We start from the raw sequence: 23,349 nt of genomic DNA, 5'->3' as shown, positions 1-23,349 counted from the left end.
TACGTTGTGAGCCCATGGCGTGGGCTCATTCCGTAGAGACGATGCTAGGGGTTTACCCCGGCGCCAAACAGCGCAGCGCCGGACAAACACTGTTAACGAAATGAGGGGGAATGCAGGACGCCAACGGTAGCGCGCCCTGCCTGAATGACCGCATTCGCCGAACGTTTTTCGCGAGCAAGCTCGCTCCTACAGGGGAATGCGTTCACTTGTGGGAGCGAGCCTGCTCGCGATGGACGTCAACGATAACGCGCCTTAAGCCTGCGCAGCAGCCAACGAACCCATTCGCCCCACCGACTCACGACGCTCAATGTCCGGCAAAACATCCACCGCTGGCGTCCACGCCGGCACGCTCGGCATCTCTTTGCGCAAGCTGTGAATCAAGGTGTACGACATCACCAGCAGCAACATCGCAATCGGCAAACCGGCAGCAATACTCGCCATCTGAATCGCCTTCAGCCCACCCGCCAGCAATAGACCTGCGGCAATCGCACCTTCCAGAAGGCACCACAGCAACCGGATCCAGTTCGGCGGATTGGTGCTGCCCAGCGCACACAAGGTGCACAACACCTGGGTTCCGGCATCCGCCGTGGTGACAAAATGCACACCCAGCAACACGCACACCAATATCGACAGCGCAGCGCCAATCGAAGGGCCATCGAGCGACTGAAGCAGCGTGAACATGGCCGCCGTGGTTTCTTTCTTGGTGGCGAGCAGCACCGTGCCGCCTTCGAACTTCGGCTGTTCCTGAGTCACCACCTGGCTGGCGACAGACGCCTGGTAAGCCTGACGATCCTGCTGTTCGTTTTTCAGCGCCGCACCACCGAACACCGACATCCACAGAATGGTCACCATGGTCGGCACCACCAACGCGCCGATCACCAGTTCACGGATGGTCCGGCCTTTGGAGATCCGTGCAATGAACAGACCGACAAAGGGACCCCAGGTCATCCACCAAGGCCAGTAGAACGCCGTCCACCAGTTTTGCCATTCGCTGTCTTTTTGCGTGTCCATCCAGAGGCTCAGGCCGACGATGTTTTGTACATAGTCGCCAGTGGACTCAAACATCAGGTTCAGAATGTAGCGAGTCGGACCAATCGCAAGTACCGCCAGCATTAAGATGAAGGACAGATACATATTAAGCGTGGAGATACGCTTCATACCCTTGGACAGCCCGGCAAGTAGCGAAATACACGCAACAATACTCACGAACAGAATGATGGATAACTGCAATCCAACACTTACCGGAATACCAAATACCTGATGCAACCCGGTATTGATTTGAACGACACCCAACCCCAAAGATTGCGAAACACCGAACGCCGTAATAACCACGCCCATAATGTCGACAACATGACCGATCCAGCCGTAGATGCGGTCGCCAATCAGCGGGTACAGCAACGAACGAAGGGCCAGCGGCAAACCTTTACGGTAGGCGAAATACGCCAGGCTCAGGCCGATCATGGAGAAGATCGCCCACGGGTGCAGGCCCCAGTGGAACAGCGTGATGCGCATCGCCAAGGTTGCAGACTCGTCCGTCAGGCCCTTGGAGAACGGGTTGTCGGCGTAGTGCAGCATGGGCTCGGCGACAGACCAGAAAATCAGGCCAATGCCCATCCCGGCGCTGAACAACATGGCAATCCACGAGGCGAAGCTGAACTCGGGCCGGTCATGTTCGGTGCCCAGTTTGAGATTGCCGAAACGGCTGACGGAGATATAAAGCAGCAGACCGAGTACGCCACTGATCAGGGCGAGGTAATACCACTTGAAGTTATGCAGGATAAACACCGAAGCCATTTCAAAAGCCTTGGCTGCCTGCTCATCTTTAAATGCACAAAATAGAACAAATGAGATCACCGCCAATATCGAAGCGACTGTCACATTCGGGTTCAAGCCTTTTAACATGCCTGATTGCGCACGCATTGTTTTCCCCTTTTGTTTTTGTTTAAGGGTTTTAGAGAGTATTCCGCAAGATGCTTATCGCCTGATATCAACTGATGTCAGCGCGCTGTTTATCTGCAGTTTAATTCCGGTCTATCTCGGTTTTGGCAGCATCGCCAAGATGATTGAAACCTGACCATCGTTCAAACCATTTTTAGTCACCGACTCATGAGAAAAACGCATCAATAAATCCGCTCCGCCCTCCTTCGCTTAACGTCCGTCCACGCACTCACTGACAGGCTCGACAACCGACGCCAGGCTCGAGCTGGCGATCCCGTTGGGTGTCGATGGGTGTTGCAGTGGCGCATCCTTTTGCAGGTGCTTGCCGGTGACTTTCGCCTGGCCCACGCACAACGCAAGCAACGCTGCACTGCCCGCATAGAAAAAGTAGAAGCTTGAGCTGCCGAAATACTCCATCAACACACCCGCGATCAGCGGACCGAAACAGGCGCCGACACCGAAGGTGATCAACAACATGCCCGACAGCGAAACGCGCAACTGTGGCTCCATATTGTCATTGGCCAACGCCACGCCCAGCGGATACAGGCAGAACTGCAAAAAGCCGATGCCCGCGCCGAACCACAGCAAGGTCATGAACGAAGGCGCTTGATAGAAGCCCAGCGGCAGGCTGATGAGCACCAGCAACACCGCCACTGCGCGAATCAGGCTCGCACGGGGCAATCGATCCGAAAGCCAGCCCAGCGGCAACTGCGCCAACAGCCCGGCGCCGATGGTCAACGCCATGAACTGGCCAACCTGCGCCGTGCCCAAGCCCTGCTTGCTCGCATAGATCGACGCCAATCCGTAGAAGCTGCCGTTGATCATCCCGGACACCAGAATCGTCACCAGAGACTGCGGGATGCGCCGCAGGAACAACCGTAGATCGATCGAGGCCGAAGGCACCGCCGTCGGATGTGCGCTGCGGGTGAGTGCCACTGGCACCGAACACAGCGCGAACACCATCGCCACCGCCAACAGCGCACGAATCCCCAAGCCCTCGTCGAGACTCAAGGCCAGTTGACCGAGCATCATGCCGACGTAGCTGGCGACCATGTACAACGCCAGCACACTGCCGCGCTGCTCGGTGCGGGCCTGATCGTTGAGCCAGCTTTCCAGCACCATCAACTGGCACATCATGGCCAGCCCGACCAGCCCACGAAGCACCAGCCAGAATGGCAAGGAGGTGCTGAACTCATGCGCCAATACCGCCGCCGCAATCGTTCCGGCGCAAGCCGCATAGGTCCGAATGTGCCCGACCTGCGCGATCAGGCTGCGCCCGACCCAGCCACCCAGCACCATCCCCAAGGCATTGGCGGCCATCAGCGCACCGCCTGCCGTTTCGGTCGACCCCATCGCATTGAGACGCAGCGCCAGATAGGTCATCAGCAAGGTCGATCCCAACTGCATCAACAAGCTGGCCAGATAGAGGGCGCCGAAGGTTTTTGTGAGTTTTATCACCGTGCCGATCCCCCGATAATTGCGCGTCAAGCCAAGCCGTGAAGTTGCTTCCAGTTGCCGGGGTGAACCACATATCCGAACAACGCATGCCCGCCATACACCAGCTCGGTGCCTTCGGGAATCCACAGCAACTGGCCAGGCGTGACTTGAAAAAGCTCGTCGCCGACCTGCAGTTCGAAGCAACCCTCGATCACGAAAATCACCTCGTCGTAGAGCACCGTCCAGGCGACTTGCGCACCTTCCCAGCGCGCGAAACCCACACCGATGTTCGGCGAGATTTCGTTGCTGATGGCTCGCGCCACATACGCGGCGCCGGGCGGGCCGCCACGGAAGGTAAAGTCGAGGTCCTGATGGTCGATACGCAGCACGCCGCTTTTGCCTTTGTCCGCAGGGCTCATAGCTCACTCCGGCTGTTCCACGCCGCCAGATGAATGCGCGAGCGCACGCCCAGGCCGAGGAACGGTTCCGGCGGATTGAGCGACGGCATGCCGGTCACGGCGCGGATATCGTTCAACTGTGCCGACTCGGCACCGACGGCAAGATCGGCGAGCATCGTCCCGGAAATGGTGCCCCAGGCTGCACCGACACCGTTGTCACACGCCGAGGCATGCACGCCCGGTTCCAGCTCGCCAAAGAAATTGGTGAAATTGCGCGAGATCGCATAGACGCCGCCCCACGTATGGCTGAAAGGCACGTCGGCCAGTTGCGGGAAGCGCGCCAGGAATGCCTTGCGGTGTGAATCACGCACTTTCGAACGCATGCCGTCGCTGGTGCTGCGACCGTATTTGGGTACGTGCTTGTAGGTGTTGCGGATGATCAACCGACGATCCTGAGTCATGCGCACCGTCGTGCCGGCGTGGTCCGCCGGGGTCAGGCCCCAGTCCAGTTGGCCGCCATAGGTGGCCAGTTCCGCATCGGTCAACGGGCGGGTCCAACTGGCGAAGGTCATCACCGGCAACAGGCGATTGCGTAGATAACCGAACTCCTGGGTGAAGATGCTGGTGCCCAACAGCAGTTGCGGGGTACGGATCAGCCCTGAAGTGCCGTGCAGAATCCAGCCGCCACGCCCGTCGCGCTCCAGACGCTGGATGGGGGACTCTTCCAGCAATTCGACGTTGCTCGGCAATGTACGAGCCAGACCGGTGACCAGCGCTGCCGGTTGCATCAGGTAGCAGCCGGGGGTGTAGATGGCGCCGCTGTAATGGTCGGTGCCCAACACCTTGGCCAGCTCAGCGGAATCGGCCCTGCGGAACGGTTCGCCGAGATCGCTCATCAGTCGTTCGAAATGATCGAGGTAAGCCTCGCCACGTGCGCCAACGGCGCCTTGATACTTGCCGGCATGGGACCATTGGCAAACGATGCCATGGTTTTGCACCAGCCCTTGCAGCTGCGAAATCGCGGAACGGTTGAGCGACAGCAAACGCTGTTTGTGCGCAGGGTCCGGATGCTCCAGGGCAAATTTGTGCGGCAGGTCGATCACAAAACCGGAGTTGCGCCCCGAGGCGCCATGGGCGACCCGTTGCGCATCCACCAGCAGGATACGGGCCTGCGGATGATGCTCGGCCAGACGGCGGGCAGCGGCGAGGCCGGCGAAACCCGCGCCAATCACGGCGTAGTCTGCACGCTGTTCACCGGACAAGCGTTGGCAGGACGGTTGCTCGGGCAGCGCCGCGTACCAGCCGCAGCTCGAGTCATCGAATGGCAGGTTGATCGTGTTTTTCATGATTCGAGCCTCAGGCAACCGCCTGCTGGGAATGCTGACAGGACTGCAGCAATGCGCTGCGTTGCGTTTGCGCTTGACGACCGAGCAGGACAAAACCATTGAGCTGGCCCGTGGTGTCGTAGAACCCGGCACTCAAGCCATCGTCGGTCGGCGTGCAGCGCCATTCACCTTCACCGGCGTTAGCGGGTGCCAACAGACACAGCGGCGCCGCCGGCGTCTTCACCGTTACCGGCATCAACGGGTAGTCGACAGCCGTGGGTTGGCCAAGCAATGTCTTGCTCAACGCAGCAATGCCTTGGTTGATCGGCGCCAGATACGGCAGCAGTTGCCCATTGACCTCGATGCAGTCACCCAAGGCGTAGATGCCCGGTACAGAGGTTTGCAACTGAGCGCTCACCTGAATGCCCCGCCCAACCACTACGCCAGCGCTCTCTGCCAGGCTCACATCGGGACGCAGACCGACGGCAGACAACACCAGATCTGCCTCGATGGTCTGGCCGTTGGCGAGTTTCAAGCGATAGCCCTGCGCGGTGGAATCGATGGCCTCCAGGGTGTTCTGCAGATGCCATGTCACTCCCAAATCACTCAGAGCGTTTTGCAGCACCTGCCCCGCCTCCGCCGGCAACAGACGCTCCATCGGCCAGCGACCCAGGCCGATCACATCGACGCTGAAACCGTTGTGGGCCAGGTCATTGGCAAACTCGCAACCAATCAGGCCATCGCCCAGGATCGCGACGCGCCGCACACCGGTCAGACGCTCACGGAACCCGTGGTAATCCTGCAGGTTATTGACGCTGATCAGCGCTGACGTATCGCCCTGAATCGGCAAGCGAATCGGCTGTGCACCGCTGGCAAGCACCAGCTGGCCATACTCCATTTCGCCGAAACTTGTACGCAAGCGCCGCGCCGAACTGTCGATGCCCAGCACCTTGCAGTGCGGATACACGCGGATGTTCAAGCGCTGCTCGATTGCCAGCGGTGATTCGCCGGACAACGCCTCGGCGCTCTTGCCTTGGGACAGTCCGATCGACAGCGCAGGTTTCGAATACAGGTGACCGGACTCTTGCGTCAGCACGCGGATCTCGACCTTCGGGTCTGCCTTGCGCAACGCCTGGGCCAGGCCGTAACCGGCATAACCACTGCCGATGATGACGATCGGCTGGCGCGGTGCCGTAGCAATGACAGGCGCAGCCACCGCTACCGGCGGCGTGCTGACGGCTGTCACCGCCTGCGTGTATTCACTGATATCGAGCATTTCGAAATCAGCCTTGCCGACGTGGCATTCCGGGCAGATCCAGTCTTCGGGAACATCTTCCCAGCGCGTGCCGGCGAGGATGCCATCCTCGGGCCAACCCAGCGCCTCGTCGTAAATCAGGCCGCAAACGATGCAAAGCCAAGTCTTGAACATGGTGTTCACTCCCCAGCAATCCGGATCGCTACGTTTTTGGTGCGCACATAGCTGTACAAGGCTTCCTGGCCCTTTTCCCGACCGAAGCCCGACAACCCGACACCGCCAAACGGCGTTTCGATGCCACCGGCGTACCATTCGTTGACGAACACTTGGCCGGATTTCAACTGGCGTGTGCAACGCATGGCGCGGCTGATGTCCTGAGTGAACACCCCGGCCACCAGACCAAATTCGGTGCCGTTGGCAATCGCGATGGCTTGTTCTTCGGTGTCGAATGGCATGATCGCCAGCACCGGCCCGAACACTTCTTCCTGGGCGATGCACATCTCTGGGGTGACGTCGCGGAACACGGTCGGACGCATGAAGTGCCCGGCACGGTCAGCGAAGGCTTCACCGCCGGTAACCGCCACGGCGCCGTCTTCGATGGCTCGTCGGCACAACGCTTCGATGCCCGTCAGTTGCCCGGCGCTGACGACCGGCGTGAGGTCGGCATTGTCCTGACCCAGTCCGACACTTAGCCCTTCGGCCATGGCGACGACGGCCTCGACCACTTCTTCATAAATCTCGCGCTGTACCAGCAGCCGCGACATCGCCGAACAGACCTGGCCGGCATTGAAGAAAATCCCCGACTGAACGCTGGCCAGCAGTTGTTCACGATTAGCATCGGCAAAGGCGATTGCCGCCGACTTGCCACCCAACTCCATCACACTCGGAATCGCATGCTGTGCGGCATCGCGCAAAATCGACTGACCCGTCGGTACGGAACCGGTGAACACGATCTGATCGACAGCACGGTGGCTGACCAGGTACGCACCGACTTCGCGACCACGGCCACAAATCAGGTTGACCGCGCCGTCGGGCAAGCCAGCCTTGGCGATGGCGCGGATCAGTACGCACATGCCCAGCGGGGACAGCTCGGGGGACTTGATCACCACTGCGTTACCGGCCGCCAGTGCCGGCGCCAGCGAACGGGCGCAGATCGACACCGGGAAATTCCACGGCACGATCTGGGCCGAAACGCCCATCGGGTCGTAAAGGGTGAAGTCCATGTAACCGTTGCCCAGCGGAATCGAGGTGCCCTCGATCTTGTCCGCCATGCCGGCGTAATACTCGAAGTAGCGCGCTGCCTCGATGAACTCGTCCTTGGCATCGCTCAGGCGCTTGCCGTTTTCCTGGCACAGCACCCAAGCGCCTTCGTCCGCCACCGCACGAATTTCTTCGGCGATGCGCAGCAGCCAGGTGACACGCTGCGCCGGGCGCACGCGGGTCAATTCGCCGCTGTCGGCGCAGCGACGCGCCGCCAGCAATGCACGCTCGGCATCGGCCACGGTGGCCTGGGCGATGGTCGCCAGGGGTTCGGCGGTGCCAGGGTTGTTCACCGTCAGGCGCTGGACGCTGTCGCTCCATTGCCCGTCGATGTAGTTGAGCCAGTGAGAGGCTATCGGATACATGGGACCTCTCCTCAGGCAGACGGCGTGGTGGCGAGCAACTGACGTGCAGCCCACTGGTGGAAGAAGTGCGTCGGGATGTCCATTTCCGGCGAGAACGCGCCGCCCTTGTAGCCTGGGGAATGCCGGCCTTTCTGCATGCCTTCCACGGAGCTGATGTCTTCGGCGAACACCACTTTCCACGACTCCAGGATTGCATCGCGGCAAGCGCTGAATTCTTCGCTGCTCGCGGCTTCGTCGCCGACATAGAACAGGCGCAGGTGCTCGATGGTGCGGCCCGGCGCGACTGGTTCCAGTTGCATGGCGAAGGCATGGTCAGCCTGGATGCCGAGCAAGACGTTAGGGAAGAACGCGACGTATTCGGCGTTGCGCAAACGGTCCAGCGGCCAGCCCGGGAATTTCGGCAGGTGCGTACCGGCGACGTCCGACAGGTTGTAGGCGTAACTGCCCTGACCGGCGAAGTGTTCGTCAAAAATGATGTTGTAGTGATCTTCCAGACGCGAGTACGAGTTCAGGCTCGGGTGTACCCACGGCAAGTGGTAAGCCTCGCAGTAGTTCTCGACGGCCAGTTTCCAGTTGCAGTTGATGTCCAGCGTGGTCGCGTCATGACCCGGGCGGCGGCGCAACAGGCTCATGCCGTCTTCGCCAAGGAACTGGGTCCAGCGTTGGGTCAACGGCGCCAGCATGTCTTCGAGCGGCTGCGCATCGCCGGACAGGTTGATGAACACCATGTCCATCCAGATCGCGCTGCGGATGGCCTTCAAGCCATGTTTTTCACAGGCGAAGCGTTCGTCCTTGTGCTGGTCGATGCCGCCAACGTGAGGCGTGCCACGCAAGCCGCCGTTGAGGTCGTAAGTCCAGGAGTGGTACGGGCAGCGAATCACGCCCTGCACTTCACCGGCCTCTTCCACCAGTTTCATGCCGCGGTGGCTGCAGACGTTATGGAACACTTGCACCAGGCCTTCGCGGTTGCGCATCAACAGCAACGGCAGGCCCATGAAATCGATTGGCTTGACCGAACCGGCCTTGCCCAGATCGCTGGCGAAGCCGACACAGGCCCAGGTTTTACCCATGACCTGATCGCGTTCGAGTTCGAAGTAACGTTGCTCGGTGTAGAACTCGTTGCTCAGGCCGGTCGCTTCGTGAATCGGATTGAGGACGGTTTCAAGGTGATGCACTGGAATCTGTTGGAGGGTGGTCATTATTGTTTTCCCCTGCTGGGCACGGTTTGGATGATCGGCAGGCTCATTGGCCCGGGTCCGCTGGCGGCAAGTTTGGGAAAACAGGGAGTGTCTCGACAAACGATATTTCGGGAGGGATTAATGACTTTTGATCATGAATATGACAGCACCGTGGTTCCCCCGTAGGAGCTGCCGCAGGCTGCGATCTTTTGATTTTGCTTTTTAACAAAACAAAAGATCGCAGCCTCGTTGCACTCGATAGCTCCTACAGGGGCGGTGTCGGAAGTTGATTCATCAACCAGCTGCGAAAGCGTTTGACGCTCTGGCGCATGCCGCCACGGGACAACGGCTCAAGCAAACAAAACTGCGCATCGGTCCGCAACACGGTATCGAGCGGACGGATCAGCGCGCCGCTCTGCAGGTGGTCATCGACAAGATTGGACCAGGCCAACGCAATACCCTGCCCGCTGATGGCCGACTGGATCAGCATCGAGTAGCTGTTGATATTGATGCGGCGTTTTGGCTCGACATTTTTCAGGCCCTGGCTCTGGAACCACTCCGGCCAGCCAATCCAGTCGCGTTGCGGGTCATCGAGAAACAGCCAGGTGCAGGCTGCCAGGTCCTCGGGCTTGTTCAAGGCTGGATATTTGGCAAGGTAAGCTGGGCTGCAAACCGGATAAACCTCTTCGGAAAACAACGGGGTGACCTGCATGTCGCGGGGCGGTGTCTTGCAGTAATACAACGCCAGGTCGCAATCGAGGCGGGAGAAATCCTTGACCTGGTCATGGGCGATGATCCGCAGGTCGATCTCTTCGTTCTCCCGTTGAAACTCGGTCACTTTCGGCAAGAGCCACAGCGAAGCCATCGCGGTACTGGTAGCGACCGTCACCTGCTCGGCGCCCTGCCAATGGCGAATCTCGCCGGTGGCTTGGGCGACTTGCATCAAAGACGCACGCACCGTTTCATAGTACTGACTGGCCGCCGGGCTGAGGTGAATCGTACGGGTGGTGCGTTCGAACAACACCTTGCCCAGATAATCTTCAAGCAGCCGAACCTGCCGACTGATTGCACCTTGCGTCACGTTCAACTCTTGCGCAGCCAGCGTGAAACTCAAATGACGTGCCGCCGCTTCAAACGCGACCAGACTGTTGAGTGGCGGTAATGGGTGGATTTTCATACAAGGCCGGTCACGTCGTTATTGTGGTTTTATCGCGGCATATTAGCCCCTGTTGCAGGAGGTGGACAGCGGGGTTCCGGACCGACATTGATTACCTGTAGGAGCGAGCCTGCTCGCGATAAGGCCGGCATGTTCAAAATACATGGCGGCTCACACACCGCCATCGCCAGCAGGCTCGCTCCTACACTGGATTTCCTATGCGCCGGTCGCCGTTTTCATTTTGCTGGTCAACGGTGCAATCGCCACCGTTGACGGCACAAACACCTCCTTGACCTCCTCCTCAACAACCTCACCATTAAGCGCCTTGTGCATTTTCACCGTATCCAGCGCTCCCACCCATTTGGCAATCGCCATGGTGCCGACGCCATTGCCAATGGTGTTGGTGATCGCCCGCGCTTCCGACATGAAGCGATCAACGCCCAACAGCAAGACCATGCCCGCCACCGGAATGGTCCCCAACGACGACAAAGTGGCCGCCAGAATGATGAAGCCGGAACCGGTGACGCCCGCCGAACCCTTGGAGGTGAACATCAACACTGCCAGCACGATCAATTGATCGGTCAGGGTCAGCGGCGTGTTGGTTGCCTGGGCAATGAAGATCGCGGCGATGGTGTAGTAGATCGCCTGTCCGTCCGGGTTGAAGGTCAGACCGGACGGAATGATCATCCCCGCCACCGGTTTCGACACGCCAGCCTTTTCCATCTTGGAAATCATCTGCGGCAGCACCGATTCCGAAGAACTGGTACCCAGCACGGTGAACAGTTCTTCCTTGATGAACTTGAGGAACTTCCACAGGCTGAATCCGCTGTAGCGGCAGATTGGGCCAAGCACAAAAATCACGAACACCGCGCAGGTCAGGTACACGCAGGCCATCAGCTTGCCGAGGGAGAACAGCGAGCCGAAACCGTATTTGCCGATGGTGAACGCAATGGCACCGAAAGCGCCGATCGGTGCCAGGCGCATGACCATGTTGACGATGCGGAACATGCCCTGCATCAAGCTGTCCAGCGTGTCGACGAAGGGTTTGCCGCGCGGTCCGACATGGGCCAGGGCAATACCGAGCAGGATCGAAAACAGCAGGATCTGCAGGACGTTGCCCTTGGCGAAGGCATCGACAATGGTGTCGGGAATGATGTTCATGACGAAGTCCATGAACGAGGCATGTTTCACCGCCGTGGTGTAGGTCGCCAGGCTGGAAGTGTCCAGCGTCGCGACATCGATGTTCATCCCCGCACCGGGTTTGAACACGTCCACCACGACCAGTCCGACCACCAGTGCCAATGTCGACACCACCTCGAAATACAGCAGCGCGCGAAAGCCCACGCGCCCCAGTTCCTTCATGTTTTCCATGCGCGCGATGCCCGTGACCACGGTCAGGAAAATCACCGGTGCGAGGAGCATTTTGATCAGTTTGATGAACGCGTCACCCAAGGGTTTGAGCGCCGCTCCGGTTTCGGGAACGAACACCCCGACGATGGCGCCGAGGATCACCGCAATGAGCACTTGTACGTAGAGTTTGCCAAGTATTCTTTTCATGACAGGGCCCTGATTTTTTATTGTTGTCAGGAAATGCCGAGGGGTCAGGTCCACTGACCTGCCCCTGGGCGTTGTGCCGCAGCTTGAATCGTCGGGAATCAGCGGTTGATCAGCGCGATCACCGCGTCGGTGATCTGGCGGGTGGTGGCGTTGCCGCCGAGGTCCGGGGTGTGCAGGCCGCTTTCAGTCACCGCTTCGATGGCCGACATCAGGTGTTTGGCCGCACTAGCTTCACCCAGGTGTTCGAGCATCATGGCGGCGGTCCAGAACGTCGCGACCGGGTTGGCCACGCCTTTGCCGGTGATGTCGAAGGCCGAGCCGTGGATCGGTTCAAACATCGAGGGGAATTTGCGTGACGGGTTGAGGTTGGCGGTCGGTGCGATACCCAGGCTGCCGGACAGCGCGGCAGCGAGGTCGGACAGGATGTCGGCATGCAGGTTGGTGGCGACGATCACGTCCAGGGTCGATGGCTTGAGCACCATGCGCGTGGTCACGGCGTCGACCAGTTCCTTGTCGATTTTCACATCCGGAAAATCCTTGGCCACTTCGTAGAAAATCTCATCCCACAACACCATGCCGTGACGCTGGGCGTTGGACTTGGTGACCATGGTCAGATGCTTGCGTGGACGGCTTTGCGCCAGTTCGAAAGCGAAGCGGTGAATGCGCTCGACCCCGGCCCGGGTGAACACCGACACCTCGGTGGCGACTTCTTCCGGCAGGCCTCGGTGCACGCGCCCGCCGTTGCCGGAATATTCGCCTTCGGAGTTCTCGCGCACCACCACCCAGTCGATCTGGTCACCGTTGTGCAGCGGGCTTTTCACCCCCGGCAACACGCGGGCCGGACGCACGTTGGCGTACTGGTCGAAACCCTGGCAGATCGGCAGGCGCAGGCCCCACAGGGAAATGTGATCCGGCACGTTGAGCGCACCGACCGCGCCGAAGAAGATTGCGTCGAAGGTCTTCAGCTCTTCCAGACCACCTTCGGGAATGTAGTAGCCGTTTTTCAGGTAGTTGTCGGAGTTCCAGTCGAAGTGTTTGAAATCCAGTTCGAAGCCGGATTTTTTCGACAGGGCCTGTAGCACTTCAACACCTGCGGCAATCACTTCCACACCAATACCGTCACCCGGCACTGCAGCAATTTTGTATGCGCTCATTGTTGACTCCACTCTCGTCGATTTCTTGTTGTTCCCGCTGTTCAGGCGGGGTGTGAGCGGAGTATATGTAGTGAACAAATAGGTGTGAGTTCCTCAAAATCACTACATAAATAACTTTGAGTTACCAATGAGCCAAACTTTGGATTTGTCGTTTTTCTACCTGTTGGCCAACAAAGGCAGCCTCGCCGCCACCGCACGGGAGCTGGGCATCACGCCACCGGCAGTGAGCAAACGCCTGACGGCGCTGGAGGCTCGTTTGGGTATCCGTTTGGTCAACCGCACCACGCGCTCGATGAGCCTGACCTCCGAAGGCGAGCTGTATTTCTCCCAGGCGGCGCGCATCCTCACCCAGATCAACGAGCTTGAGCAGTTGGTCAGCAGCAGCCGGGCCACGCCCAAGGGCCTGATTCGGGTCAATGCCTCGTTGGGCTTTGGCCGTCGCCATATCGGCCCTGCCCTCGCCTCGTTCTACGCCCGGTATCCCGAGGTGGAGATCCAACTGGAGATCAGCGACCACCCGCTGGACCTGGCCACCCACGGCTTCGATCTGGGCATCCGTTTCGGCACCTTGCCGGACGCCGCTTTTCATGCCCGCAAGATCGCCTCCAACCGTCGCTTGCTGTGTGCTTCGCCGTTGTATCTGGACAAACACGGCACGCCACAGAGACTGGCCGATCTGCAAAACCACAACTGCATTTTCATCCGCCAGAACGAGTCGCCCTACGGCGTCTGGAGCTTCACCAGCGGCGGCCACACGGACAACATCAAGGTGCATGGCGCCCTTGGCTGCAACGATGGCGAAGTGGCGCTGAACTGGGCGCTGGATGGGCATGGCATCTTGCTGCGGGCGGAATGGGACATCGCCCGCTATGTGCGCAGTGGCCGCCTGCGCCTGGTACTCGAAGACCAGACGCCGACCCGCGCCGACGTGTATGCCGTGTACCCGCAACAACTGCATTTATCCGCGCGGGTGCGCAGCCTGATCGACTTTCTGATCGAGCGGTTCAAGCACATCGACAATGTCGAGGACAGTTGAGGGGAAAATGGATCCGAAAGTGTAACAACCGCGAAACAGCCGCGATCAAGCGGACTATTTCGCCGATAAAGGGCGCTTGCGAGCGACTGGCCAACTGCTAGTGTGAACAGGGAGCGCAACGGTTGAACACGCTATGTGTTCGAGTGCTGTAGGTCATTGGCCAGTACCGGAACGCAACAACGGCAGACTCCTGCACAGTGCCCCGGTGGATTCCTGGGTTAGCGTTTTGTGAATGGCGGAAGGAACGGCATGTCTGGCCCAGCCAAATGCGACCAAAGGCTCGCCAATTGCTTTTCTGCGTGCTTCCACCATCTGCCCGCCGCATTGATGGTTGCTGCAGTGGTGGGCATCTGCCATCACGGTTTGCACTTGCTCGACGCTATCGACGGGTACGCCTTTCTCGGAATCGGCAATCTCACGGCCCGGGACGTCTCACAAAACATCGGCAACGAGCCCAAGGTAGCGGTGGTGCTGATCGACCAGGAAAGCCATGAGAACTTCTACCGGGAGCGCAGCCCGCTTGATCGCTGCGAGCTGAAAAAGGACCTCGAAGCAATCTACAGCCTGCCCACTCCACCGAAGCTGTTGGTGGTCGACCTCGACCTTTCGCCACCATTACCACTGCTTCCCCTCGAGCGTCCGGAAAATAAAGTGTCCGAGGACTGCGATAGTCAACTCAAGACGCTGCTCTCGCAACCTCGAAAAACCGAAACGGTTTTGATTGCCCCCTTCGAAATGCTGGACCGTGACGCCCAGGCGAAGATCGAAAAGTGGAGCGTGGATCTCAAGGGTTTTGTGTCCTTCGCTGACCCCACCATCAGAGTCAGCTATGGACTGGTCAACGGCATCGAATGCAATGCCGACTCGCTGGCCGCCACCGCGTATGAGAAATACCCTGACAAATCCGCCCACCTGGCAAATTGCCGGAACGAAAAAACCAATGATCTGAAAATCAGCCCGGGGCAATATTTTTCCGGATTGCGGCCCGTGTTCCTCTGCCAGCTTCCTTCACGCAGGGCCGAGCCGCAATGCGCCGGCGTCCCTGCCTACGAAACGCTGCATAACCTGCCGGTGGTATTTTTTGGCAGCAGCTACGGCGACAGTGATACCTACCTCACCCCACTCGGTACGATGTATGGCGTGGAGGTGCATGCCGCGGCCTTCATGTCGTTGCTGCAACCAACCACCGAGAGCAAGGAATGGCAGCAATTTGCCCTGGACGTCCTGCTGGGTCTGTTGATGGGCGGCATGATCGCTTTTTTCTGGAGACGCTACTTCTCTCTGCGCTTCAGTTCCAGCGCCCTCGATCGTCAGCGGGCGCCCTGGCAAATCCTGTTACTTGCTATCAGCCTGGCGGTCGTGGTCGGGGGGCTGACCTTCGGTTCGTACTGGTTATTGCGCCACTTCAGCATTTGGTTGTCACCCATTCCGATCGCGCTGGGGATGCTGTTTGAAAGCTTTTTCAACAGCGCCATTAGTGCTGCCGTGCAGGAAGGCTATGAACAACGCCAGGCCATGATTCAACGTCTGCAAGCGAGTGACCCCAACGGCGTTACCAGCCAATTGGCATTGGAAGCGGAACAGCGGCCGCACCATGCTCATAGCCTTCCAGAGCGTGCGGCGCGTTTCTTTTACGTGGATTGCCTGCGCCTGCTGCGTAGCCGGCAATATTGCGCAATGACCCTGCTGCTCATACGTCGGATGGCATTTTTTCTGATACTCCTGCTCGCATTTTTCTGGGATGACATTTTTCACTAGCCGAGGACACGCCATGAATCCGTTCTGCTTAAAGCTCGTCATCGCCACGCTACTGCTGCCTGCCGCAATGACCGCCATGGCCCAAGATTGCAAAGGGCTGCAGGACTTGCAGCAATCCAGCCTGCGACAGATTCAAACCGACAAACCACAGACTGATTGCGGCTCCCTGATGTCAGTACTCGACAGACTGGTCAACACCCGCAAAACCGGCGGCCGCAAACTCGAAGAAGACCGCCCGTTCAACGCCCAGCAAGCCCAGGCCGACTTGACCAAGGCGCAGGCCGACCCCGAGGTCCGTCCGCGGCTGGAGAAGATTAAAAAGGAAGTGTCTGACCCGACCCGCCGGCTGGTGTATGAAGCAGCGGTTTTCGACGAAGAGGGGTATTACGGCGCCAGGGATTTGCGCATCAACCAGCTCAAGCAACAGCTCAAATGACAGGCAAGTTCCTGTCGGGGATACCCCATGAACACGCGCGTGGCCCTGCACGGTGTACTGGCGCTGACGATACTGGTCAGTGCCTGTGACAGTACCCCGAAATTGTCCAACCCCTTCAGCAGCCAGGATAGCCCGCAACACATCAAGGACATCAACAGCCTGCCGCCCCGGGCGCTGGTGGTGCTCGACCGTAACTGTGCCGAACTGGTGCAACCCTATCGGCTGACCGATAACTTCGCATCGCTCTCGGTGTTCGGCATGCAGGAAGGTATCAAGGCAGTGCCCGGTCAACTGAGCAAACTGTTCGGTGGAAGCGGTTCGCAAGCGTCCGCCAGCAGCGACAAACTCAGTGACTCGGCGAAGCAGGCGGCCAAGCAATTGAACTGGATGCCCATGAGCGCCGAGGTGATGTATGCCGAGCGTCAGCATCGGGCCCGCCAGGACGAGTTACTCGCCCGCGACAGCAAGCAGGGCCGCAAGTATTACCCCACCGCCGACAAGATGCTCAGCGATATTCTGGCCAGCATCCACGAGCCGTACGACTATCAATTCAAGCTGTTTATCGTCAAGAGCGACAACCATAACGCCCTGGCCTTACCGGGCGGCTACCTGTATCTGGACAAGGGCCTGCTGAGCACACCGGGGATGCAGAAAAAGGCCTACTTCGCCCTCGCCCACGAAATTTCCCATGTGCTGCAACGGCATGAAACCAAGGAGATGCAGAGCCTGGTGGTCGACTCCTTCAGTGCCAAATCAGACTTGCTCACACTGATGAAAAGCTCTCAGGGAAACCCCAAGGCAGTGGTCGACCGGATCAAACTGGAGAAGGGGCAATTCACCCGTCACCATGTCGATCAGGAGCTGCAGGCCGATTCCTGCGCGGTAAAAATGCTCAGTCGGGTCTACCCCACTCGGCAGCAACTGGCGGACTCGATCAATGCGTTCATCAACGACCTGCCGCCGGCGCAGGCCAGTTCGACGTCCAAAGCCGCCAGCAACCAGGCTGTGGCCATGGCGGGTGATGTGGAAGACATCGTCAAGTCACCGGCCCTGCGCCATCCCAACACCCAGGAGCGCAAAGCCAACTTGCAGGAGATTTATCAGGAGGTCGGGGCTGGCGGAAAGTCAGGCTAGTGGCTGACTCAATTTCCCGAGACCAGCTTCAGTCCGATCACGCCAGCCAGGATCACCGCGATGCAGAGTATCCGCGGCAGCGACGTCGAGTCGCCCAGCAACGCCATGCCGACAATCGCCGTCCCTGCCGCGCCGATGCCGGTCCACACCGCGTAGGCCGTGCCCACCGGTAACGTGCGCAGCGACAGTGACAGCAGAATGACGCTCGACAGGCCGGTGACCACGGTCAAGACGCCGGGGACCAGTCGCGTGAAGCCTTCGGAGCCCTTCATGTAGAAGGCGAAAGCGATTTCCAGAATGCCAGCGATACCCAGCAGTGCCCAGGCCATATGTCATAGCTCCTTTGAAAGGACTCGCCGGGCCTCGAAGCCCGGCGAGAGAGAAAGTGGGATCAGGCTTTTGCGGCGGCTGCCGGTTGCGAGCGGAATGCCACGCCAAGTCGGTTGAAAGCGTTCATCAAGCTGATGGCGTAGGTGAGATCCGCCAGTTCCTTTTCGCTGAACTCAGCGGCAGCGGCCTCATAGACGGCATCGGGAACGCCGGTTTCGGCAACGCGAGTGACACTTTCCGCCCAGGCCAGCGCAATGCGTTCACGCGGGGTGAAGACATTCCCGGCGTCGTGCCACACCGGCACCAGCACCAGTTTTTCTGTCGCGACACCGAGGTTGAGCAGGTCGCGAGAATGCATGTCGATGCAAAACGCACAGCCATTGATGAGCGAAACCCGCAGGTAAACCAGGTCGATCAACTCGGTGGGCAAACCGCTCTTGAGCAGATAGCCGTAAACATTGCCGAAGGCCTTGTAACCTTCAGGAGAAGCGCTGGAGTAGTTGATACGTTGAGTCATGATGAATCCTCGGGTTTGCTGTTTGGAGGACTGCATCGTGGGGCAGCTTGGCCTATGCTTGAAGAGCCATGTTTTGGTTAGTGTCATGGGCCATGTTTGTGTCGTCATGGCCTAGTCGAACAAGCGATTCATGGCCCTTTGAAGCAGGTCATGAGACTTGTAGGATTATTGTTTAAGTCGGCGACGCTGTTGCCTTCAGAGCCAGAGCATGAGCAAAACCGTCAATAGCTTTTCCCCCCTTGACCCCGGCTCCACGGAACCGATCTACCGGCAGATCTACTGGCGGTTTCGCGGTGCGATCACCGAAGGCGTACTCGCGCCAGGCGAACGCATTCCCGCGGCCCGGGCGCTGGCAAAAGAGCTGGGGCTGGCGCGGGGAACCGTCGATACCGCGTACTCGTTGCTGACCGCCGAAGGTTACCTTCAGTCTCGCGGCCAGGCCGGCACGGTGGTTGCGGCAGGGCTGAATGTCCGGACTAGCCAAAGCCGAGACGAACGCGCCTTGAGCCCAGCCTCCAGCGCCTCGCTCCGGCAAAAGTCGCCGGTGCTGCCCTTTCAGATGGCCTTGCCGGCGCTGGACGAATTTCCGCGCAAAATCTGGGCGCAGATCGGTGCTCGCTGCGTGCGTGCAACGGGGATTGCTGAGATGGCCAACCCCTCGGCGCATGGCCTGGAATCCCTGCGAAATGCGATTGCCAGCTACCTGCAAGTGGCGCGCGGCATCAGTTGCCAGCCTTCGCAGGTGTTCGTCACTTCGGGCTACCGCAACACCCTGACGCTGATCGTGCACGCCTTGCTGCAACCGGGCGACCGCGTGCTCGTCGAGAATCCCGGTTACTCCCCTACCCGTCAGGTGCTGGAATATTTGCAGATCGGCGTGCAACCCGTTGCGGTGGACCAGGACGGCATGCAAGTCGCGCAAGCCGTAAACGACTCATCCGGCGCACGCGCCGCCGTGGTCACGCCGGCCCATCAGAGCCCGTTGTGCATGTCGCTGTCGTTGCCGCGACGCTTGCAACTGTTGGAGTGGGCGAGTCGGGAGCAAGCGTGGATCATCGAAGACGACTACGACGGCGAGTACCGCTACGTCAGCCGTCCACTGCCAGCGCTCAAAAGCCTGGATCGCGAGGGTCGTGTGCTTTACGCCGGCACCTTCAGCAAAGTGCTGTTTCCCGGCATCCGCATTGCCTATCTGGTGGTGCCGTCGGCGCAGGTCGAACGCTTCGAGCAAGTCGCCCAAACCTTCCTCGGCGGCGTCCCGGAGCTGACCCAGGCCATCGTTGCGACCTTTGTCACCGAGGGCCATTTCGCCCGGCATATCCAGCGCATGCGCAAACTCTACGGCGAACGCCGGATAGCGGCAGTCAAAGGCCTGAGCAATGCCTTGGGCGAACACATCCACATCGATGCCCAACCCGGCGGCATGCACCTGATCCTGCGATTGACCCGGCCACAATCAGACCGTGCGCTGGTCGAACGCCTGCTGCACGCGGGGATCTACGCCGAAGCCTTGAGCGAGTCTTGCATCGGTCCCGAAACCCATTGCGGGCTGATGCTCGGCTTCGCCAACATCGACTCGCAAGCCAGTGCCGAACGACTTGGGCAAAAAATCCTGGCGCTACTCTGACCCCATCCATGGCCCACACACGCAACCAATTCTTGGCTCTTTGTCACTGGTCCAAGCGACGACATCATGCAGATCCTGTCTCCACCAACGTCGAAGGATGCCATGAAAATACTGCGCGTGATCTGCAGCCCGCGAGGGACATCCTCCGAGAGTTATCGACTCTCGCAAACCCTCATCAATCACCTGATCGACAGCCGCCCCGGCAGCGATTTCATCATCACCGAACGCGGGGTCACGGGGCTTGCGCATATCGACGCCGACTACGCCGAAGCCGTGAGCAAGCGACGCGATCCGTCCAACCCGGTAACCGCCACAGGCGCGCTGCTGCGATCCGAGCAATTGATTCGCGAACTGGAAAGCGCCGACTGCGTGGTGATCGCCACGCCCATGCATAACCTGATGGTGCCTTCGGCGCTGAAGGCCTGGCTCGATCATGTGATCCAGGCCGACCGGACCTTTCGCATCACCCCTGAAGGCAAGGTCGGCGCCCTTCGCGACCGGCCGGTGTTTATCGCTGTCGCTTCGGGCGGCACCTTTACCGGGGTCAACGCCCATCAACCGGACTTTTTGCGGCCCTGGCTGAAAGCCGTGCTGGCGAGTATCGGCTTGCGCGATGTGAAGTTTTTTTCGGTGGAAGGCACCGGTCAAAAACCGGATGTGGTGAATGTCATCCGGGCAAAAGCCGAGCGGGAAACTGCCCTGTATTTTTCCAGCCTTGCAGCAGTGCCTGCCTGAATCGAACCCCAGGAATAATCCCATGACTACCGCTTCTCCCCTGCGCAGCGTTGCCGTGTTTTCCGGCTCCAACTACGGCTTCAACCCGGCCTATGTCGAAGGCGCCCGGGCGTTGGGCCGGGAAATCGCCAGGCGTGGTTTGCGTCTGGTGTATGGCGGTACAGACAAAGGCTTGATGGGCGTGATGGCCGACACCGTGCTCGCCGAGGGCGGTGAAGTGGTTGGCATCATCACCCGCCTGCTGTGCGACCTCGGGCATCTGCATCAAGGCCTGACCCGGCATGAAGTGACACCCGACATGCGCAGCCGCAAGACCCGCATGAGCGATTGCGCGGACGCGTTCATTGCCCTGCCCGGCGGCCTGGGAACCTTTGAAGAGTTGTTTGAAGTGGCGACGCTGACGCAATTGGGCGAACACCATAAAGGCGTCGCGTGCCTGAACATCGGCGGTTTTTTCGAGCCGGTGCGCAGCCTGCTCAATCATGCGGTGAGTGAAGGTTTCATGAAGACCGAACACAGCGAGATGCAGGTGTTCGATACCGATCCGGCAGCGCTGATCGATGCGCTTGAACGGTGGCAGGCGCCGACCGTGACGAAATGGATCGCCTCTCCCGTGATTTGAACGCTTTCAGGTCCTGGCGATGCTGCTCCCAAAATCTGTCGCCAGGACCTTTTTTTACATAAGCATCAATGCGCGGCAGCGTTTACCCATTGCGGCGCGACAAGGCTGTTCTGGCGCTTGGCGCGCTGGGTCAATGCCAGCATCGTCAAGAAGCCCAACACGATCAGCACCGGGTACGCCATCAGCAGTTCGGAGAGAGAGTATTTCCAGGCCAGTGGTCGACCGACACCGAGCATGGCGGCATACATCCAGGACACCGCCGACAGAGAGCCGCAAAACAGAGCCAGCATTCGGGCACTGAAGCCGAGTTCGAGCAAGGAGCCAGCCTTCTGCAATGCCGGCAAGACCAGGTGGTGCAGCAGCACACCGTTGTAGGTCAGCAGCACGACGATTATCACCTTGGCGTGAAGCTTCGGATTCATGAAGTATTCCGTGCCTTTGCCCAGGTAATCGATACCGATGATGGCGGTGCCTGTCACCCATAGACAGATCAATGCCATGACCACAGACCGCTGCAGGCTTTCCATGTGCGCATGATCATGTGCAGTGAATGCCTTGCGTTTCAATAAATCCCTGACCATCGCAATATCACTGGTCAACACTAAACCAATCGCCACGCAACAGGCGACCAAATGCACGTAAACAACGCCCAGCCGTAAAAACTCCATGAATTCTTTATGTTCGATCAGGCTCATAATTGTATTTATCGCCACGGGATTCTCTCCACCTTATTCGACAGTACAGATCGGCCAATCAACAGGGTATTTATTACAACAGCCCCGAATGACCTTGCTCATACAAGAAAATCAAACCCAGGGTTTATTATTTGAAGCCCTATTGGTCCGATTAGGAAATTGATGACAGCTTAGTTGTTACCTCTTGAATTTCGGGTAAAAAAATCCTCACTTGCATTCACTGCAATTGAGGTTCGGATTCCACTTCTTTTTGCGATCAAAGCAGCAGGTCATGGGTGACATGCTGCAGGATCTGAGGCCTGCAGCCACGGAATGTTCATTTTTTAGCCACCCCACCGACAAGCGGTCGCTGGCTGGAGAGCCGCCAGTCTCGACATCAAGACATCAACTTCCGCGTCAAGGCCCGGTCCAACTGAGCTGCTTTAATTACATGACCTTCGACATTGCCAATTGGATCCACTAGTTGCCGCGCAAGCAAAAAACATGATCAATAGCGATCACATGTCATTTATGCCCTCACAACTAAAACAGTCAGACTATTCATCGTGCTCGAGCTTGACCCGACAGAGCCCGAGAAGAGGAAAATGCGAGCGCACTCTTAGTTAATCATTAGATATCAAGTAAGAGAATTTAAGCCAAAGAACTTCTGACACGCTTGGTCGTCATCCTTGCAAGTGTTCAGGTCTTGGCGACGTTGCTTTCGAAAATCAGTCGCCAAGACCTTTTTCATTTCAGTTCAGACCAACTTCAATGTGACGTTGATGTTGTTGCGGGTGGCTTTGGAGTACGGGCAGTACTTGTGGCCGGTGTCGACCAGCTTCTGTGCGGTTTCGCGATCCAGTCCCGGCAGGCTCACATTCAACCGCGCCTGCAAAAGGTAGCCACCTTCATTGGTGCCCAGATCGACTTCGGTATCGACAGCCACATCCTTGGGCAGCGCCACCTTCATTTCCTTGGCCGCGACGCCCATCGCGCCGATGAAACAGGCAGACCAGCCGGCGGCGAACAATTGCTCCGGATTGGTGCCACCGCCGCCCGCGCCCGGGGACGACAGTTTGACATCGAGAATGCCGTCATCGCTTTTGGATGCGCCGTCCCGGCCACCTGTGGTGTGGGTTTTGGCGGTGTACAGAACTTTGTCGAGCTGGGTCATGATGATCTCCTGATTGAATTAAGGTTTATGCCATTTCAGGTGAATCAGAAAAGCGGCCTTCAGGTTGGATGCCGGACATTGAATATAGATGGCACTGCTGGATAAGGTGTGTGATCCGACGAAGGTCGTGTTTTGGGGGTTCGTGGGTATACCCTTGATGGTGTACATATTCATTTCTACGGTAACGGCCACTGGCGGTTTCGCTCTTACAGCGACTCACTTTTCCAGACGCCGGAGTGCCGGCCCAGCGAAAAGTAAGCAAAAGGCTTTGCCCCGGCGTACG

General features: G+C 58.8%; 22 protein-coding genes and 1 pseudogene. 8 read left to right on the top strand and 15 right to left on the bottom strand.

What is annotated here, in order from left to right:
• Window positions 1-252: 252 nt before the first annotated feature.
• On the bottom strand, window positions 253-1,860 hold the full coding sequence (locus tag ACW9JC_RS09870) for a BCCT family transporter (RefSeq protein ID WP_457454908.1): 1,608 nt from the start codon (window positions 1,858-1,860) through the stop codon (window positions 253-255).
• On the opposite strand from ACW9JC_RS09870, the gene ACW9JC_RS09865 reads away from it, so the two are divergent.
• Window positions 1,763-2,074, top strand: a complete 312-nt coding sequence (locus ACW9JC_RS09865) for a hypothetical protein (protein WP_457454909.1) — start codon at window positions 1,763-1,765, stop codon at window positions 2,072-2,074. The two genes, ACW9JC_RS09870 and ACW9JC_RS09865, sit on opposite strands and share 98 nt — an antisense overlap.
• 74 nt (window positions 2,075-2,148) lie before the next feature.
• Here ACW9JC_RS09865 and ACW9JC_RS09860 read toward each other — a convergent pair whose 3' ends face one another.
• The 10 genes and pseudogenes from ACW9JC_RS09860 to ACW9JC_RS09815 form a co-directional block, all read right to left on the bottom strand.
• Complete coding sequence (locus tag ACW9JC_RS09860; protein WP_457454892.1) at window positions 2,149-3,396, bottom strand: MFS transporter; 1,248 nt, start codon at window positions 3,394-3,396, stop codon at window positions 2,149-2,151.
• A 26-nt stretch (window positions 3,397-3,422) separates the two neighbouring features.
• Window positions 3,423-3,794 carry an ethanolamine utilization protein EutQ gene (locus tag ACW9JC_RS09855; RefSeq protein WP_457454891.1) on the bottom strand — a complete coding sequence of 124 codons (372 nt, stop codon included), beginning with the start codon at window positions 3,792-3,794 and terminating at the stop codon, window positions 3,423-3,425.
• On the bottom strand, window positions 3,791-5,119 hold the full coding sequence (locus ACW9JC_RS09850) for an NAD(P)/FAD-dependent oxidoreductase (RefSeq protein WP_457454890.1): 1,329 nt from the start codon (window positions 5,117-5,119) through the stop codon (window positions 3,791-3,793). The genes ACW9JC_RS09855 and ACW9JC_RS09850 overlap by 4 nt, the downstream gene beginning before the upstream one ends.
• Before the next feature lie 10 nt (window positions 5,120-5,129).
• On the bottom strand, window positions 5,130-6,374 hold the full coding sequence (locus ACW9JC_RS09845; protein ID WP_457454907.1) for an FAD-dependent oxidoreductase: 1,245 nt from the start codon (window positions 6,372-6,374) through the stop codon (window positions 5,130-5,132).
• Window positions 6,363-6,527, bottom strand: a pseudogene (locus ACW9JC_RS09840) (rubredoxin); the annotation flags it as partial. The gene ACW9JC_RS09845 and the pseudogene ACW9JC_RS09840, both read right to left, overlap by 12 nt.
• Window positions 6,528-6,532: 5 nt before the next feature.
• Entirely contained in the window at window positions 6,533-7,978 is a 1,446-nt protein-coding gene (locus tag ACW9JC_RS09835) for an aldehyde dehydrogenase family protein (RefSeq protein ID WP_457454889.1), read from the bottom strand.
• A gap of 11 nt (window positions 7,979-7,989) precedes the next feature.
• Window positions 7,990-9,177 (bottom strand): aromatic ring-hydroxylating oxygenase subunit alpha, encoded by a 1,188-nt coding sequence (locus ACW9JC_RS09830; protein ID WP_419710053.1) that lies wholly within the window; start codon window positions 9,175-9,177, stop codon window positions 7,990-7,992.
• A gap of 244 nt (window positions 9,178-9,421) precedes the next feature.
• Window positions 9,422-10,333 carry a LysR substrate-binding domain-containing protein gene (locus ACW9JC_RS09825; protein ID WP_338581603.1) on the bottom strand — a complete coding sequence of 304 codons (912 nt, stop codon included), beginning with the start codon at window positions 10,331-10,333 and terminating at the stop codon, window positions 9,422-9,424.
• Between the two features lie 195 nt (window positions 10,334-10,528).
• Window positions 10,529-11,869 (bottom strand): dicarboxylate/amino acid:cation symporter, encoded by a 1,341-nt coding sequence (locus ACW9JC_RS09820; protein WP_457454888.1) that lies wholly within the window; start codon window positions 11,867-11,869, stop codon window positions 10,529-10,531.
• Between the two features lie 98 nt (window positions 11,870-11,967).
• The gene (locus tag ACW9JC_RS09815) at window positions 11,968-13,023 is read right to left on the bottom strand and encodes a tartrate dehydrogenase (protein WP_457454887.1); all 1,056 of its coding nucleotides are present in this window, start codon (window positions 13,021-13,023) and stop codon (window positions 11,968-11,970) included.
• 127 nt (window positions 13,024-13,150) lie between these two features.
• On the opposite strand from ACW9JC_RS09815, the gene ACW9JC_RS09810 reads away from it, so the two are divergent.
• From ACW9JC_RS09810 to ACW9JC_RS09795, 4 genes are all read left to right on the top strand, one after another.
• Window positions 13,151-14,059 carry a LysR family transcriptional regulator gene (locus ACW9JC_RS09810; RefSeq protein ID WP_457454886.1) on the top strand — a complete coding sequence of 303 codons (909 nt, stop codon included), beginning with the start codon at window positions 13,151-13,153 and terminating at the stop codon, window positions 14,057-14,059.
• 249 nt (window positions 14,060-14,308) lie between these two features.
• The gene (locus tag ACW9JC_RS09805) at window positions 14,309-15,817 is read left to right on the top strand and encodes a CHASE2 domain-containing protein (RefSeq protein ID WP_457454884.1); all 1,509 of its coding nucleotides are present in this window, start codon (window positions 14,309-14,311) and stop codon (window positions 15,815-15,817) included.
• A gap of 13 nt (window positions 15,818-15,830) precedes the next feature.
• Entirely contained in the window at window positions 15,831-16,253 is a 423-nt protein-coding gene (locus ACW9JC_RS09800; protein ID WP_457454883.1) for a hypothetical protein, read from the top strand.
• 27 nt (window positions 16,254-16,280) lie between these two features.
• On the top strand, window positions 16,281-17,387 hold the full coding sequence (locus tag ACW9JC_RS09795) for a M48 family metalloprotease (RefSeq protein WP_457454882.1): 1,107 nt from the start codon (window positions 16,281-16,283) through the stop codon (window positions 17,385-17,387).
• 8 nt (window positions 17,388-17,395) lie between these two features.
• Here ACW9JC_RS09795 and ACW9JC_RS09790 read toward each other — a convergent pair whose 3' ends face one another.
• Together ACW9JC_RS09790 and ACW9JC_RS09785 are read right to left on the bottom strand one after the other, a co-directional pair.
• Window positions 17,396-17,716, bottom strand: a complete 321-nt coding sequence (locus ACW9JC_RS09790; protein WP_338581608.1) for a DMT family transporter — start codon at window positions 17,714-17,716, stop codon at window positions 17,396-17,398.
• Window positions 17,717-17,778: 62 nt separating this feature from the next.
• Complete coding sequence (locus ACW9JC_RS09785; RefSeq protein WP_457454881.1) at window positions 17,779-18,234, bottom strand: carboxymuconolactone decarboxylase family protein; 456 nt, start codon at window positions 18,232-18,234, stop codon at window positions 17,779-17,781.
• A gap of 208 nt (window positions 18,235-18,442) precedes the next feature.
• Between ACW9JC_RS09785 and pdxR the strand changes: the two genes are divergently transcribed.
• From pdxR to ACW9JC_RS09770, 3 genes are all read left to right on the top strand, one after another.
• Window positions 18,443-19,861: a MocR-like pyridoxine biosynthesis transcription factor PdxR gene (gene pdxR / locus ACW9JC_RS09780; protein WP_457454879.1), complete on the top strand. Its 1,419-nt coding sequence runs from the start codon at window positions 18,443-18,445 to the stop codon at window positions 19,859-19,861.
• A 102-nt stretch (window positions 19,862-19,963) separates the two neighbouring features.
• Window positions 19,964-20,596 carry an FMN-dependent NADH-azoreductase gene (locus ACW9JC_RS09775; protein WP_457454878.1) on the top strand — a complete coding sequence of 211 codons (633 nt, stop codon included), beginning with the start codon at window positions 19,964-19,966 and terminating at the stop codon, window positions 20,594-20,596.
• A 22-nt stretch (window positions 20,597-20,618) separates the two neighbouring features.
• Entirely contained in the window at window positions 20,619-21,218 is a 600-nt protein-coding gene (locus ACW9JC_RS09770; RefSeq protein ID WP_457454876.1) for an LOG family protein, read from the top strand.
• A 65-nt stretch (window positions 21,219-21,283) separates the two neighbouring features.
• Here the strand turns inward: ACW9JC_RS09770 and ACW9JC_RS09765 are convergent, their stop codons facing one another.
• Both ACW9JC_RS09765 and ACW9JC_RS09760 read right to left on the bottom strand, forming a co-directional pair.
• Window positions 21,284-21,931 (bottom strand): hypothetical protein, encoded by a 648-nt coding sequence (locus ACW9JC_RS09765; RefSeq protein WP_448108347.1) that lies wholly within the window; start codon window positions 21,929-21,931, stop codon window positions 21,284-21,286.
• Window positions 21,932-22,649: 718 nt separating this feature from the next.
• Window positions 22,650-23,066 (bottom strand): organic hydroperoxide resistance protein, encoded by a 417-nt coding sequence (locus ACW9JC_RS09760; RefSeq protein ID WP_338581615.1) that lies wholly within the window; start codon window positions 23,064-23,066, stop codon window positions 22,650-22,652.
• Window positions 23,067-23,349 lie beyond the last annotated feature (283 nt).

The sequence above is a fragment of the Pseudomonas sp. SDO5591_S426 genome (assembly GCF_054070755.1).
The sequence above is the reverse complement of the archived record's forward strand: the minus strand, read 5'-3'. Positions and strand labels throughout refer to the sequence as shown.